Genomic DNA, 12,742 nt, shown 5'->3' with positions numbered 1-12,742 from the left:
CCCGGTTACAGCATCTGGCTGATCAGCGCGACGATCTCGTCGCCGTAGGACACCAGCTTTTTCTCGCCCACGCCGGTGACGCCGCGCAGGTCGTCGAGGGAGGTCGGCTTGACCTTGGCGATCTCGCGCAAGGTGGCGTCCTGGAACACGACGTAGGCCGGCACGCCGTGGGCGCGCGCGGTCTCGACACGCCACCAGCGCAGCTTCTCGAAGATCTCCTGTTCGGACTTCGACAGCTCCATCTCGATATGCCCTTTGGAAGCACTGGCAGGACGCTTCTGCTTGACCGGCTTCTGGTACTGGCGCAGCTGCACCTTCTGCCCGCCCTTCAGGACGGGCCGCGCCGCGTCGGTCAGTTTCAGCGAGCTGTAGACCTCGTGGTCCACCGTCACCAGGCCGAGCGCGATGGCCTGGCGCAGGATCGCGCGCCACTCCGCCTCGGTGCGCTCGGCGCCGATGCCGTACACCGACAGCGAATCGTGGTGCCATTGCGTGATGCGCTCCGACGACACGCCGCGCAGCACGTCGATCACGTGGCCGGCGGCGAAGCGCTGGTCGACCCGGTAGATCGTCGACAGCAGTTTTTGCACCGGCACGGTGCCGTCGAACGACACCGGCGGAATCAGGCAGGTGTCGCAGTTGCCGCACGGGCCGGAACGCTCGCCGAAATAGTCGAGCAGGCGGGTGCGCCGGCAGCTCAAGGTCTCGCACAGGCCGAGCATCGAGTCGAGCTTCATCGACAGCACGCGCTTGAACGTTTCGTCGGCGTCGGATTCGTCGATCATCCGGCGCTGCAGCACCACGTCCTGCAAGCCGTACGCCATCCAGGCCGAAGCGGGCAGGCCGTCGCGGCCCGCGCGTCCGGTCTCCTGGTAATAGCCCTCGATGCTTTTCGGGAGGTCGAGGTGGCAGACGAAGCGCACGTCCGGCTTGTCGATGCCCATGCCGAAGGCGATCGTCGCGCACATCACGATGGCGTCCTCGCGCAGGAAGCGGGCCTGGTTGGCGGCGCGTTTCGGATGCTCCATGCCGGCGTGGTAGGCCAGCGCGCGGATGCCGTTCTCGTTGAGGAATTCGGCGGTCTCCTCGACCTTCTTGCGCGACAGGCAGTACACGATGCCGGCGTCGCCGCCATGCTCGGTGGTGATGAAGTCGAGCAGCTGCTTGCGGCCGTTGGCCTTCTCGACGATCTGGTAGCGGATATTCGGCCGGTCGAACGACGACACGAACTGGCGCGCGTCCTCCAGTTGCAGGCGCAGCGCGATTTCGGCGCGGGTCTGGTGGTCGGCGGTCGCGGTCAGCGCGATGCGCGGCACGTCGGGGAAGCGCTCGTGCAGGATCGACAGCTTGATGTACTCGGGCCGGAAGTCGTGGCCCCATTGCGAGACGCAGTGCGCCTCGTCGATCGCGAATAGCGCGATCTTCGACGACTCGAACAGGTCGAGGCAGCGCTGCGTCATCAGGCGTTCGGGCGCAACGTAGACCAGGTCGATCTCGCCGGTGCGCACCAGGCGCTCGATGCGCATCGACTCTTCGAACGTCTGGGTCGAGTTCAGGAAGGCGGCGCGCACGCCCACTTCGGCCAGCGCATCGACCTGGTCCTGCATCAGCGCGATCAGCGGCGAGACGACCACGCCGACGCCGTCGCGCAGCAGCGCGGGGATCTGGTAGCACAGCGACTTGCCGCCGCCGGTCGGCATCAGCACCAGCGCGTCGCCGCCGCTGGCGACGTGTTCGACGATGTCGCCCTGCTGACCGCGGAAGGCTGGGTAGCCGAACACGGTCTGCAGTTGTTCGAGGGCGCGCGCGCCGATGTCGCTACTCATGCTGTCATTCCGCCCAGGAGACCAATCCGTAATACGAAGTGGCGACGATCACGATGCCGAACACGATGCGATACCAGGCGAAAATGGTGAAGTCGTGCGAGCTGATATAACGCAGCAGCCAGCGCACGCACAGGAAGGCGGACACGAAGGCGGCGATGCCGCCGATGCCGAACAGCGGCAGGTCGGCCATCGACAGCAGCGCGCGTTCCTTGTAGACCGAATACACGGTCGCCGCCAGCAGGGTCGGGATCGCGAGGAAGAACGAGAATTCGGTGGCCGCCTTGCGCGACAGGCCGAACAGCATGCCGCCGATGATGGTGGCGCCCGAGCGGCTGGTGCCCGGGATCAGCGCGAACGCTTGCGCGCAGCCGATCTTGAAGGCATCGAGAATCGTCATGTCGTCGACCGACTGGATGCGGGCCGTATCGTGGCGATCCTTGTTGCGGTTTTCGACCCACAGGATGATGAAGCCGCCGATGATGAAGGCCAGCGCCACCGGCACCGGCGCGAACAGGTGCGCCTTGATCATCTTGCTGAAGAACAGGCCGAGGACGGCGGCCGGCAGGAAGGCGACGATCAGGTTGATGGCGAATTTCTGCTGTTTCGGGTCGCTGGTCAGGCCGGCGAGGACGGCGCCGATGCGCTTGTGGTACTCCCAGATCACGGCGAGGATGGCGCCGGCCTGGATTGCGATTTCGAAGACCTTGATTTTTTCGCCGGTGAAGTTGAGCAGGCTGCCCGCCACGATCAGGTGGCCGGTCGAGGAGATCGGCAGGAATTCGGTGAAGCCTTCGACCAGGCCCATGATGATCGCTTTGATCGCGAGAATGATATCCATGTATTTATTAGTTTAGTTAAGGGAATTTGCGAGTCGGAAGAGGCGGCACCACGCGGGGTCGAAGAATACCACGAGCGCGCCTCATACCGTTGAGCTGCCCGCAAGCGCCGGCGTTGTTTTTCAGGATGTGAGGCGATCCAGTTCGGCCAGATAAAACATCGCCTGCTCGCGCGAGTCGCCGCACATCTCGCGCGACGGCTGCAGGCTGGCGCATACCGCGGGCCGGCCAGGCTGCCCAAAAATATTGCAGCCGTTCGCGTCGTCGAGCTGGACGCAGCGCACGCCGGCCGGCTTGCCCTTAGGCATGCCGGGAATCGGCGAGCTGATCGACGGGGCGGTGCAGCAGGCGCCGCAGCCGGGGCGGCAGTGGATGGAATCGGGGGAGGCGGTCATGGCGGGCAATCGGGACAGAGCGCAAGTATACCGCTTTCCCAGACCACGCCGGCATAACGATATAATGAACCGCAAGTAAGTTACCGGACCGACACATGCAATGCCCGTATGACACCAAGCCGCGCTGGGAACGGCGCAAAGAGGCGCGCCCGCAGGAATTGCTGGCCGCGGCGCTCGACCTGTTCGTCGAGCGCGGCTTCGCGTCGACCCGGCTGGAAGACGTTGCCCGGCGCGCCGGCGTGTCCAAGGGCACCCTGTACCTGTATTTCACCAACAAGGAAGAGCTGTTCAAGGCGGTGGTGCGCGACAGCATCGTGCCGGTCATCGGCGCGGCCGAGGACAGCATCGCCGGCTTCGAAGGCCATTCCGCCGACCTGCTGCGCAGCGTGATCGTCAACTGGTGGCAGCGCCTGGGCGCGACCAAGGCATCGGGCATTCCCAAGCTGATGATGGCCGAAGCGGCCAATTTCCCCGACATTGCCAGCTTCTACCAGGAAGAAGTCATCGCCCGCGGCACACGCATGATCGCCGGCCTGCTCGAGCGTGCCGTCGCGCGCGGCGAGTTCCGCCCGGTCAACGTCCAGATCACCACCCAGGTGCTGATCGCCCCGATGCTCATGCTGATGACCTGGAAGCACTCGGTCGGCCCCTGCGACCAGTGCAACCTCGACCCGCTGGCCTTTCTCGACGCCTTCCTCGACATGGCGCTGCACGGCCTGGTGCCCCCGAATTGAGTTGCCGGAAGCGCCACATCGGCCTTATCGGACGTTCAACCCCTCGAAACTGCAGACTGTCGCAATTTCAAGCGATCCGGCCTTGCATGTCGTTAAGATGTGTCTACTGAGGCCGTTCAACGATAAAATATCGGATTACCTATCTTTCCCACCGAGTCTCAACAAATGAATATTGAACAAGCCCGCTTTAACATGATTGAACAGCAGATCCGCCCGTGGAACGTGCTGGACCAGGACGTGCTCGACGCGCTGGTGGTGGTCAAGCGCGAACAGTTCGTGCCGGAAGCCTGCAAGAACCTGGCGTTCGTCGACACCGAGATCCCGCTGCCCGGCGGCGAGGCGATGTTCACGCCGAAGCTGGAAGCGCGCCTGCTGCAGGAAGTGCAACTGAAAAAACACGAGACCGTGCTGGAAATCGGCGCCGGTTCGGGCTACATGGCCGCGCTGCTGGCGCACAAGGGCCGCCAGGTCACCACCGTCGAGATCCTGCCGGAACTCAAAGCGATGGCCGAAGCGAACCTGGCCAGGGCCGGCGTGACCAACGCCACGGTCGAACTGGGCAATGGCGCGCAGGGCTGGGCCAACGGTGCGCCGTTCGACGTGATCGTCATTTCGGGCGCGCTGGAAGTGCTGCCGGAAGCCTTCCTCAAGCAGGTCAAGGTGGGCGGACGGATCGCGGCGATCATCGGCCAGGCGCCTGTGATGTCGTGCAACATCATCACCCGTGTGTCGGAAACGGCGTATGACACGGTCAAGGTGTTCGAAACCAACGTCAAATACCTGGCGGCGGCGACGACTCCTTCGCACTTCACGTTTTAAGCGGGCGGCGGAATGCAGCATGTGACCGCCCCCGAGCTGGCCGCGTGGCTCAATGACGCCGCGCGGCCGCGCCCGAAGCTGCTCGACGTGCGCGAGCAGTGGGAGTACGACACCTGCCATATCGACGGGTCGACGCTGATCGCGATGCACACGATCCCGGCGCGCATCGAGGAGCTCGATGAGGACGACGAAATCGTCTGCATCTGCCACCACGGCGCGCGCAGCATGCAGGTCGCTGCCTTTTTGGAGCGCCACGGGTTTGACAAGGTAACGAATTTGACGGGCGGGATTCACGCCTGGGCCATGCAGGTCGACGGCACGATGCCGAAGTACTGAGCACTTTTTATAAACTTGTTTGATGACTCCAACGGAGAAAGCAATGCAGAAACCCCTGATCGCCGCGCTGATCGCCAGCGCTTTTGTTTCGTTCAACGCCCACGCGGCCGACCTGATCCAGGTCTACCAGCAAGCGTTGGCGAACGATGCCGTGTACGCCAGCGCGCGTGCATCGCTGGCGGCAGGGCGCGAGCGGGTTCCGCAGGGACGCGCCGGCTTGCTGCCGACCGTTGGCGCGAGCGGCAGCTATTCGCGCGTCGACAATTCGAACGACCCGTTCAATGTCGGCTCGACCGTCACCTCGCCGGTCACCGGCCAGCCAACGGTGGTGCGTGGCTCGGCCGCCAATTACAACAGCAACCAGTACACGCTGTCGCTGTCGCAGCCGCTGTTCCGCTGGGACCGTTTCGAGGCGTACGAGCAGAGCAAGCTGGCGCAGGCCATCAGCGAGGCGCAGTTCGCCCAGGCGCAGCAGGACCTGATCACGCGCGTGTCGCAGGCTTACTTCGACGTGCTGGCGGCGCAGGACACGCTCGAATCGACCCGCGCGCAGAAGACCGCGACCACCGAGCAGCTGGCGTCGGCCAAGCGCAATTTTGAAGTCGGCACCCAGACCATCACCGATACGCACGAAGCGCAGGCCGCGTACGACCTGGTGGTGGCGCAGGAGTTTGCGGCCGTGAACGACCTGGAAAACAAGAAGAGCGCGCTGCAGGCGATCATCGGCACGGCGCCGTCGATGCTGGCGCCGCTCAAGACCGGTGTGGCGCTGGCCGCGCCTCAGCCGGCCGCGATCGAGCCGTGGGTGTCGTCTGCCGAAAACCAGAACTACAGCGTGATGGTGTCCCAGCTGTCGCTGGAAACGGCCAAGCGCGAGATCAAGCGCAACCGCGCCGGACACTATCCGACCCTCGACCTGGTTGCCAGTTCGCTGCACATCAAGAACAGCGGCCAGACCCCGCAGTCGGGACTGACCGTCAACAACGCCATCGGCGTGCAGTGGAGTGTGCCGATCTTCAGCGGCTTTGCGGTGACCAGCAAGGTACGCGAGGCGATCGCGCTGGAAGACAAGGCGCGCAACGACCTCGAAAACACGCGCCGCACCGCCGCCCAGGCGGCGCGCCAGTCCTACCTCGGCGTCAACAGCGGCCTGGCGCAGGTCAAGGCGCTGGAAGCGGCGGAGATCTCGAGCCAGTCGGCGCTCGATTCGAACAAGCTGGGTTACCAGGTCGGGGTGCGGATCAACATCGACGTGCTCAATGCGCAGCGCCAGCTGTATTCGACCCGCCGCGATTTATCGCGTGCGCGTTACGACACGATCATGAATGGCTTGCGCCTGAAGGCCGCATCCGGCTCGCTGCGTGAGGCGGACCTGGTGCCGGTGAATAATCTGCTGGAGCACTAAGCAAAAATGGGGTCAGGTCCGCAGGACCAGACCCCAGATGCCGAGACGACGGGGTCTGGTTCTGCGAACCTGACCCCATTTTTTTATCCCGCGTTCAAACCGGCCCCGCGCGCGCCGTCCTTGCGCTCGATGAGCTCCACCTTGTAGCCGTCCGGATCTGTGACGAACGCGATCACCGTACTGCCGCCCTTGACGGGCCCTGGCTCGCGCGTGACGTTGCCGCCATTCGCCTTCACCAGCTCGCACGCCTTGTAGATGTCGTCCGCCGAAATGGCGATGTGGCCGTACGCGGTGCCCATCTCGTACTTGTCCTGGCCGTAGTTGTAGGTCAGCTCCAGCTCCGCATGATCCGGATTGGTGCCGTAGCCGACGAACGCCAGCGTGTACTTGTACTCGGGGTTGTCGCTGGTGCGCAGCAGCTTCATGCCGAGCACCGTGGTGTAGAAATCGATGGAGCGCTGCAGGTCGCCGACCCGTAGCATGGTGTGCAGGATGCGCATCAGGATGTCCTTCTAAAGTGGAAGCGCCAATTTTAGGCGCTCCGCCGATTTCGCGCTTACGTGTGCAGCTTCGCGTCCAGCGTGATGTTTGCGTTCATCAGCTTCGACACTGGGCAGTTCTGCTTGGCGTCGTGCGCCGCGGTCTGGAACTGCTCGTCGGTCGCGCCCGGGACCTTGGCCGTGAGCGCCAGGTGCACCGCGTTGATCGCAAAGCCGCCGCCGACCTTTTCCAGCGACACCGTCGCCGTCGTGTTCATCTCGGTGGCCTTGAAGCCGGCCTTTTCCAGCACGCCGGACAGCGCCATCGTGAAGCAGCCGGCGTGCGCGGCCGCAATCAGTTCTTCCGGATTGGTGCCCTTGCCGCCTTCGAAGCGCGCATTGAAGCCATACGGCGCCTTATCGAGCACGCCGGTCTGGGTCGAAACGCTGCCGACGCCGTCCTTCAAGCCGCCGCTCCAGACGGCGCTGCCGGTTTTCTTGATGATCATCTCAATGCTCCTTTTCGGTTATTTGGCGGCCGGGGTGACGCGCCAGATGATGTTGCCCACATCGTCGGCCAGCAGGATGGCGCCGGCCTTGTCGACCGCGACGCCGACCGGACGCCCCCAGGTATGTCCTTCCGGGCTCATGAAGCCGGTCAGCACGTCCTGCGGCGGGCCGCTTGGCTTGCCGTCGGCGAACGGCACGTAAATCATTTTGTAGCCGGAGAAGGGCTTCCGGTTCCACGAGCCATGCTGGCCCACCAGCGCGCCATTTTTAAACGCCGGAATCAGCGCGCCGTCGTAGAACGCCAGTCCCAGCGAGGCGGTGTGCGCGCCGAGCGCGTAGTCCGGCGGGATCGCCTTGGCGACCATGTCGGGCTTTTGCGGCTTGACGCGGGTATCGACGTGCTGGCCGTAGTAGCTGTACGGCCAGCCGTAGAAGGCGCCGTCCTTCACCGACGTCATGTAGTCGGGCACCAGGTCGTTGCCCAACTCGTCGCGCTCGTTCACGCTGGTCCACAGCATGCCGCTTTGCGGATTCCACGCCATGCCGACCGGGTTGCGCAGGCCCGAGGCGAACACGCGGCCTTTGCCGGTGGCGCGGTCGAACTGCCAGATGGCGGCGCGGCCGTCTTCCTTGTCCATGCCGTTTTCGGCGATGTTGCTGTTCGAGCCGACCGACGCATACAGATACTTGCCGTCCTTGCTGGCGACGAGGTTCTTGGTCCAGTGGTGGTTCATCCCGGCCGGAAGGTCGGCCACCTTCACCGGCTTCGCGGTGATGGCGGTGTCGCCGGTCTTGTACGGCACCTTGACGATCGCGTCGGCGTTGGCGATGAACAGCTCATTGCCGACCAGCGCCATGCCGAACGGCGAGTTCAGGCCTTCCATGAAGACGGTCTTGGTGGCCGCCATGCCGTTCGCGCCGACGCCGCGCAGCAGCGTGATGCGGTTGGGTGACGAGACGCCTGCGCCAGCCTTCTTCATCTCCATCTTCATGACCGTGCCCTTGATGGTGGTCGGCTCTTTTTCCTGCGGCACCGGCTTGTTGGTCTCGGCCACCAGCACGTCGCCGTTCGGTAGCACGTAGATCCAGCGCGGATGCGCCAGGCCGCTGGCGTAGGCACTGACGCTCAGGCCCGCGGCCGCCACCGGCTTGCCGCCACTCGGCCAGCCTTCGGCCGGCGCCACGTTGACGGTCGGGAGCAGGTTCTTTTCAGGCGCCGGCAGGACCGGATTCGGGCCGAAGCCGACCGCGTAAGTTTGCGCCATGGCGGAGCCGCCGATGGCCGACAGCGCGAACGCCAGGCAGGTGAGCTGGATGGTCTTCTTCATTTTTTTTGATCTTTCGTTGGTGTGGGTTTTGCTTGATCGCGCATGCCATCGGCTGCGCCTTGCTGCGGTTTGGCTTCGCCGGAACCACCGGCCTTTTCGAGGCCTGGGGTGGCATGCAGGTCGGTGTCGACCATGCCTTGCTCGATATCGGCGGCGGCCTGCTTCATCACGCCGCGCGGCTGGCGGTCCTGGCCGTCGGGCGACTCGTCGCGTTCGTGCGGCATGCGCTTGACGCCATCGTTGGCGATTTTCGCGTCGGTGTTGACCTTGCGATCGGGTGCTTCGGTGGCCATGAGATGCTCCTTCTGCTTGAGACAATTGTCCGAATGATATCGGGCTGCGGCGAAGCCGGTCGCGCAATTGGATGTTGCTGAATCGAAAATGTTTAAGTTACCATCGGATATTGCCAAACCCGCAAAAGACGCCATGACCGAGCACGCCGCGCCATCCCATTGCCTCAACTGCGGCGCCGCCGTCGCCAACAATTTCTGCTCGGTGTGCGGCCAGGAGACGGTCCCGCACGTGCCGAGCGTGCGCGAATTCTTCCACGAGTTCATCGGCCACTACGTCGCGCTCGAAGGCAAGCTGTGGAACACGCTGGCGTTGATGATCTTCCGGCCGGGGCGCCTGACCGCAGACTACATCGCCGGCCGCCGCGCGCGCTACGTCGCGCCGCTGCGCCTGTACCTGACCTTGAGCGTGCTGTTTTTCGCGCTGCTGCACTACGGGCCGACAGAATTCAAGGTGGTCAAGCCCGCGGCCGAGGCGCCGAACCGGATCGGCCTGACCGACAAGAAGCCGGATGCGAACACCGTGCGTATCAACAGCAAACTAATCGGAGTCAATCCGGCCTGGGATGCGCGCATTCAGCAGATCACCGCGATGCCGACCGATGAGGCGTTCGCGCTGGTCCGGTCCAAGTTCTTCGCTTACGTCCCGTATGCGATGTTCCTGATCATGCCGCTGTTCGCCCTGTATCTGAAGCTGCTCTACCTCGGCTCCGGGAGGCGCTACGGCGAGCACATGCTGTTCGCGCTGCATACCAACGGCTTCGCCTTCCTGCTGCTCGGATTAATCTGGGTGGCGCCGTGGACCTGGCTCGGCACAGCGCTGTTTATCTGGTTGCTCGCCTACCTGCCGATGGCGATGCGGCGCGTGTACGGCGGCAGCCGCAAGGCCACCGCCGCGCGCTGGTTCGTGCTGATGGCCATGTACACCATCACAGTGGTCGCGGCGATCGTCGGCACGGTGTTCGTCACGACCATCGTGATCTGAACCGGGGTCTGGCCCTGCGGACCTGACCCCCGATATGGCAGAAGCGGGCAGAATCGGTTACTCTCCTGCGTGTTGCTGTCCCATCCACCGCCGAGACTTTTATGCCCGCTACGCCTGCACCGCAAAAGACCATCGCGCTCGTAGTCCGGCAAAACACTGTCGGCATCGAGCAGCCGGTGCGCGGCCTGGTCGACTATCTGCAAGGCGCCGGCTACCGCGTGGTGCTGGAAGCTGAAACCGCGGCGCACGTGGGCATGGCCGGCCTGGAAGCGATGAGCGCGAGCCAGATCGGCGAGAGCGCCAGCTACGCCATCGTGATGGGCGGCGACGGCACCATGCTCGGCATCGCACGCCAGCTCGCCCCCTACGACGTGCCGCTGATCGGCATCAACCAGGGCCGCCTGGGCTTCATGACCGACATTCCGATCGAGCGCATGATCCCGGTGCTCGACGACCTCCTGGCCGGCAAGTCTCAAGCCGAAAAGCGCACCCTGCTCGAAGCGCGCGTGATGCGCGGCGGCGCCATGATCGCCTGCGGCCTGGCCGTCAACGACGTGGTGGTGGCGCGCGGCGCCGGCGCCGGCATGGTCGAACTGAAGGTCACGGTCGACGGCAATTTCATGTACAACCAGCGCTCGGACGGCCTGATCATCGCCACGCCGACCGGATCGACCGCGTACGCGCTGTCGGCCGGCGGCCCGCTGCTGCATCCGTCCCTGTCGGGCATCGGCCTGGTGCCGATCGCGCCGCACGCGCTGTCGAACCGGCCGATCGTGGTGCCCGACACCAGCCAGATCGTGGTCGAAATCGTCAGCGGCCGCGACGTCAGCGTCAACTTCGACATGCAGACCTTCGCCAGCCTGGCGCACGGCGACCAGATCACCATCTCGCGCTCGCCCAACTGCATCACCTTCCTGCATCCGGAAGGCTGGAGCTACTACGACACCCTGCGCGAAAAACTGCACTGGAACGAATACCCCTCCGGCGAAGGCAAGCTGAAATAGCGCCTCGCCGTTCAACCTCATTACCGAAACCTGCATGCTGCGTACCCTTACCATCCGCGACTTCGTCATCGTTGACGCCATCGAACTCGAATTTGCCAGCGGCTTTTCCGTCTTCACCGGCGAGACCGGCGCCGGCAAGTCGATCCTGATCGACGCGCTGCAACTGGCGCTGGGCGGCCGCGGCGACGCCTCCGTCGTGCGCGAAGGCGCCGCCAAGGCCGACATTACCGCCGACTTCTCGGTGGACGGCGCCGCCGCCGCGTGGCTGGAGCAAAACGAGTTCGCCATCGAAGACGGCGGCGCGCTGCTGCGCCGCGTGATCGACAACGCCGGCCGCTCGAAGGCCTTCATCAACGGCATCGCCGCCACCGCGACCCAGCTGCGCGACCTGGGCGACCTGCTGGTCGACATCCACGGCCAGCACGCGCACCAGTCGCTGCTGAAATCCGATGCGCAGCGCGCGCTGCTGGACAACCAGTCGGCCTTGCAGGACGCTGGCGCGGTCACGCTGGCGCAGGAAGTCGCGGCCAGCCACAAGCAGTGGCGCGCGCTGGTGCGCCAGCGCGAGGAGTTCGAGCGCGACGCCAAGAACGTCTTGATCGAACGCGAGCGGCTCGAGTGGCAGGTCGGAGAACTCGACAAGCTGGCCGCCAAGCCGGGCGAGTGGACCGAGATCAGCAACGAGCATAGCCGCCTGTCGCACGCGGCCAGCCTGCTCGAAGGCGCGGAAGAAGCGCTTGCGGCGATCTCCGAGTCCGACGACCCGATCCTGTCGCGGCTGTCGTCGCTGAACGTCAAGCTGGGCAAGCTGGTTGACGTCGATGCGGAGCTGCAGGGCGTGCTCGATCTGATGGAGCCGGCGCGCATCCAGCTGCAGGAAGCGGTGTATTCGCTCAAGGCTTACCTCGACCGGGTCGAACTCGATCCCGAGCGGCTGCGCCAGGTCGATGCGCGCCTCGAAGCGCTGCACAGCGCGGCGCGCAAGTTCCGCGTGACGCCGGACGAACTGCCGCAGGAACATGCTGCCTTGGCCGAAAAGCTGCGCGAGATGTCCGATGCGAGCGATATCGACGGCTTGCGCAGGCAGGAAGAGGCGGTGCGCGCAACGTACATGGAAGCGGCAGGCCGCTTGTCGGCGATGCGCGCCAGTGCGGCAAAGCTGCTTGGCGCGCAGGTGACGGCGGCGATGCAGGAATTGAGCATGAGCGGCGGCAGCTTCGCGGTCGGGCTCAATCCGGCCGAGCCGAGTGCGGCGGGGCTGGAGCAGGTCGAGTTTCTGGTGGCCGGTCACGCCGGCGTGGCGCCGCGGCCGCTGGCCAAGGTGGCGTCGGGCGGCGAACTGGCGCGCATCGCGCTGGCCATTTCGGTGATCACCTCCAACGCGACCACCACGCCGACCTTGATCTTCGACGAGGTGGACAGCGGCATAGGTGGCGCCGTGGCCGAAGTGGTGGGGCGCCTGCTCAAGCGCCTGGGGCAGCAGCGCCAGGTGCTGTGCGTGACCCACCTGCCGCAGGTGGCCAGCCAGGCCAACCAGCACTTTCAGGTTGCGAAAGGCACCACCGACGCGGGTAAGACGGTCTCGCGTATCGATGTCCTCGACAGCAAAGCGCGGATCGAAGAAGTGGCGCGGATGCTGGGCGGGGTGGAGATCACCGCGACCACGCGCAAGCACGCGCGCGAGCTGCTGGCCGGGGTTTAAAAAGGGTCTGACCCCGCGGGGTCAGACCCAGGTTTGCCGTCCGCTCCGCCAGAAAAATATGATTTTTGCATGGCCGAATCTATAATGACGGCC

Annotated in this window: 14 protein-coding genes; 7 read left to right on the top strand and 7 right to left on the bottom strand. The window is 64.8% G+C overall.

Features of this window, described 5'->3' with window-relative positions; translation table 11 throughout:
* Positions 1 to 5: 5 nt before the first annotated feature.
* The 3 genes from recQ to Q4S45_RS18240 all read right to left on the bottom strand — a co-directional run bounded on the left by recQ (position 6) and on the right by Q4S45_RS18240 (position 3,057).
* A complete protein-coding gene (gene recQ, locus Q4S45_RS18250; protein WP_305506736.1) occupies positions 6 to 1,826 on the bottom strand; it encodes a DNA helicase RecQ in 1,821 nt (606 codons plus the stop codon).
* 4 nt (positions 1,827 to 1,830) lie between these two features.
* On the bottom strand, positions 1,831 to 2,664 hold the full coding sequence (locus tag Q4S45_RS18245) for an undecaprenyl-diphosphate phosphatase (RefSeq protein WP_305506734.1): 834 nt from the start codon (positions 2,662 to 2,664) through the stop codon (positions 1,831 to 1,833).
* A 120-nt stretch (positions 2,665 to 2,784) separates the two neighbouring features.
* Positions 2,785 to 3,057 (bottom strand): YkgJ family cysteine cluster protein, encoded by a 273-nt coding sequence (locus Q4S45_RS18240; protein ID WP_305506732.1) that lies wholly within the window; start codon positions 3,055 to 3,057, stop codon positions 2,785 to 2,787.
* Positions 3,058 to 3,152: 95 nt separating this feature from the next.
* Between Q4S45_RS18240 and Q4S45_RS18235 the strand changes: the two genes are divergently transcribed.
* From Q4S45_RS18235 to Q4S45_RS18220, 4 genes are all read left to right on the top strand, one after another.
* Positions 3,153 to 3,791, top strand: a complete 639-nt coding sequence (locus Q4S45_RS18235) for a TetR/AcrR family transcriptional regulator (protein WP_305506730.1) — start codon at positions 3,153 to 3,155, stop codon at positions 3,789 to 3,791.
* Positions 3,792 to 3,956: 165 nt separating this feature from the next.
* The gene (locus tag Q4S45_RS18230; RefSeq protein ID WP_305506728.1) at positions 3,957 to 4,610 is read left to right on the top strand and encodes a protein-L-isoaspartate O-methyltransferase; all 654 of its coding nucleotides are present in this window, start codon (positions 3,957 to 3,959) and stop codon (positions 4,608 to 4,610) included.
* Positions 4,611 to 4,622: 12 nt separating this feature from the next.
* Positions 4,623 to 4,946: a rhodanese-like domain-containing protein gene (locus Q4S45_RS18225; protein WP_305506726.1), complete on the top strand. Its 324-nt coding sequence runs from the start codon at positions 4,623 to 4,625 to the stop codon at positions 4,944 to 4,946.
* Between the two features lie 43 nt (positions 4,947 to 4,989).
* The gene (locus Q4S45_RS18220; protein ID WP_305506725.1) at positions 4,990 to 6,351 is read left to right on the top strand and encodes a TolC family outer membrane protein; all 1,362 of its coding nucleotides are present in this window, start codon (positions 4,990 to 4,992) and stop codon (positions 6,349 to 6,351) included.
* A gap of 83 nt (positions 6,352 to 6,434) precedes the next feature.
* Here Q4S45_RS18220 and gloA read toward each other — a convergent pair whose 3' ends face one another.
* From gloA to Q4S45_RS18200, 4 genes are read right to left on the bottom strand one after another with little or no spacing between them, the layout of a single operon-like run.
* Entirely contained in the window at positions 6,435 to 6,851 is a 417-nt protein-coding gene (gene gloA, locus Q4S45_RS18215; RefSeq protein ID WP_305506723.1) for a lactoylglutathione lyase, read from the bottom strand.
* A 56-nt stretch (positions 6,852 to 6,907) separates the two neighbouring features.
* The gene (locus Q4S45_RS18210) at positions 6,908 to 7,339 is read right to left on the bottom strand and encodes an OsmC family protein (protein ID WP_305506721.1); all 432 of its coding nucleotides are present in this window, start codon (positions 7,337 to 7,339) and stop codon (positions 6,908 to 6,910) included.
* A gap of 18 nt (positions 7,340 to 7,357) precedes the next feature.
* The gene (locus tag Q4S45_RS18205) at positions 7,358 to 8,668 is read right to left on the bottom strand and encodes a sorbosone dehydrogenase family protein (protein ID WP_374046054.1); all 1,311 of its coding nucleotides are present in this window, start codon (positions 8,666 to 8,668) and stop codon (positions 7,358 to 7,360) included.
* Positions 8,665 to 9,096 carry a hypothetical protein gene (locus Q4S45_RS18200; protein ID WP_305506719.1) on the bottom strand — a complete coding sequence of 144 codons (432 nt, stop codon included), beginning with the start codon at positions 9,094 to 9,096 and terminating at the stop codon, positions 8,665 to 8,667. The genes Q4S45_RS18205 and Q4S45_RS18200 overlap by 4 nt, the downstream gene beginning before the upstream one ends.
* Between Q4S45_RS18200 and Q4S45_RS18195 the strand changes: the two genes are divergently transcribed.
* The 3 genes from Q4S45_RS18195 (at position 9,095) to recN (ending at position 12,649) form a co-directional block, all read left to right on the top strand.
* Entirely contained in the window at positions 9,095 to 9,943 is an 849-nt protein-coding gene (locus tag Q4S45_RS18195; RefSeq protein ID WP_305506717.1) for a DUF3667 domain-containing protein, read from the top strand. The two genes, Q4S45_RS18200 and Q4S45_RS18195, sit on opposite strands and share 2 nt — an antisense overlap.
* Before the next feature lie 101 nt (positions 9,944 to 10,044).
* Positions 10,045 to 10,947 carry an NAD kinase gene (locus Q4S45_RS18190; RefSeq protein WP_305506715.1) on the top strand — a complete coding sequence of 301 codons (903 nt, stop codon included), beginning with the start codon at positions 10,045 to 10,047 and terminating at the stop codon, positions 10,945 to 10,947.
* 34 nt (positions 10,948 to 10,981) lie between these two features.
* Positions 10,982 to 12,649 carry a DNA repair protein RecN gene (gene recN, locus Q4S45_RS18185; protein ID WP_305506713.1) on the top strand — a complete coding sequence of 556 codons (1,668 nt, stop codon included), beginning with the start codon at positions 10,982 to 10,984 and terminating at the stop codon, positions 12,647 to 12,649.
* The last annotated feature ends 93 nt before the right edge of the window (positions 12,650 to 12,742 follow it).

It is taken from the genome of Massilia sp. R2A-15, from assembly GCF_030704305.1.
GTDB lineage: Bacteria > Pseudomonadota > Gammaproteobacteria > Burkholderiales > Burkholderiaceae_D > JAFCUW01.
Note: the sequence above shows the minus strand (reverse complement) of the source record. Positions and strands in the feature narration are given on the sequence as shown.

What these genes read in the sequence shown, in the direction of transcription:
- recQ (WP_305506736.1), bottom strand. Translation starts at nt 1,826, where the DNA reads ATGAGTAGCGACATCGGCGCGCGCGCCCTCGAACAACTGCAGACCGTG.
- Q4S45_RS18245 (WP_305506734.1), bottom strand. Translation starts at nt 2,664, where the DNA reads ATGGATATCATTCTCGCGATCAAAGCGATCATCATGGGCCTGGTCGAA.
- Q4S45_RS18240 (WP_305506732.1), bottom strand. Translation starts at nt 3,057, where the DNA reads ATGACCGCCTCCCCCGATTCCATCCACTGCCGCCCCGGCTGCGGCGCC.
- Q4S45_RS18235 (WP_305506730.1), top strand. Translation starts at nt 3,153, where the DNA reads ATGCAATGCCCGTATGACACCAAGCCGCGCTGGGAACGGCGCAAAGAG.
- Q4S45_RS18230 (WP_305506728.1), top strand. Translation starts at nt 3,957, where the DNA reads ATGAATATTGAACAAGCCCGCTTTAACATGATTGAACAGCAGATCCGC.
- Q4S45_RS18225 (WP_305506726.1), top strand. Translation starts at nt 4,623, where the DNA reads ATGCAGCATGTGACCGCCCCCGAGCTGGCCGCGTGGCTCAATGACGCC.
- Q4S45_RS18220 (WP_305506725.1), top strand. Translation starts at nt 4,990, where the DNA reads ATGCAGAAACCCCTGATCGCCGCGCTGATCGCCAGCGCTTTTGTTTCG.
- gloA (WP_305506723.1), bottom strand. Translation starts at nt 6,851, where the DNA reads ATGCGCATCCTGCACACCATGCTACGGGTCGGCGACCTGCAGCGCTCC.
- Q4S45_RS18210 (WP_305506721.1), bottom strand. Translation starts at nt 7,339, where the DNA reads ATGATCATCAAGAAAACCGGCAGCGCCGTCTGGAGCGGCGGCTTGAAG.
- Q4S45_RS18205 (WP_374046054.1), bottom strand. Translation starts at nt 8,668, where the DNA reads ATGAAGAAGACCATCCAGCTCACCTGCCTGGCGTTCGCGCTGTCGGCC.
- Q4S45_RS18195 (WP_305506717.1), top strand. Translation starts at nt 9,095, where the DNA reads ATGACCGAGCACGCCGCGCCATCCCATTGCCTCAACTGCGGCGCCGCC.
- Q4S45_RS18200 (WP_305506719.1), bottom strand. Translation starts at nt 9,096, where the DNA reads ATGGCGTCTTTTGCGGGTTTGGCAATATCCGATGGTAACTTAAACATT.
- Q4S45_RS18190 (WP_305506715.1), top strand. Translation starts at nt 10,045, where the DNA reads ATGCCCGCTACGCCTGCACCGCAAAAGACCATCGCGCTCGTAGTCCGG.
- recN (WP_305506713.1), top strand. Translation starts at nt 10,982, where the DNA reads ATGCTGCGTACCCTTACCATCCGCGACTTCGTCATCGTTGACGCCATC.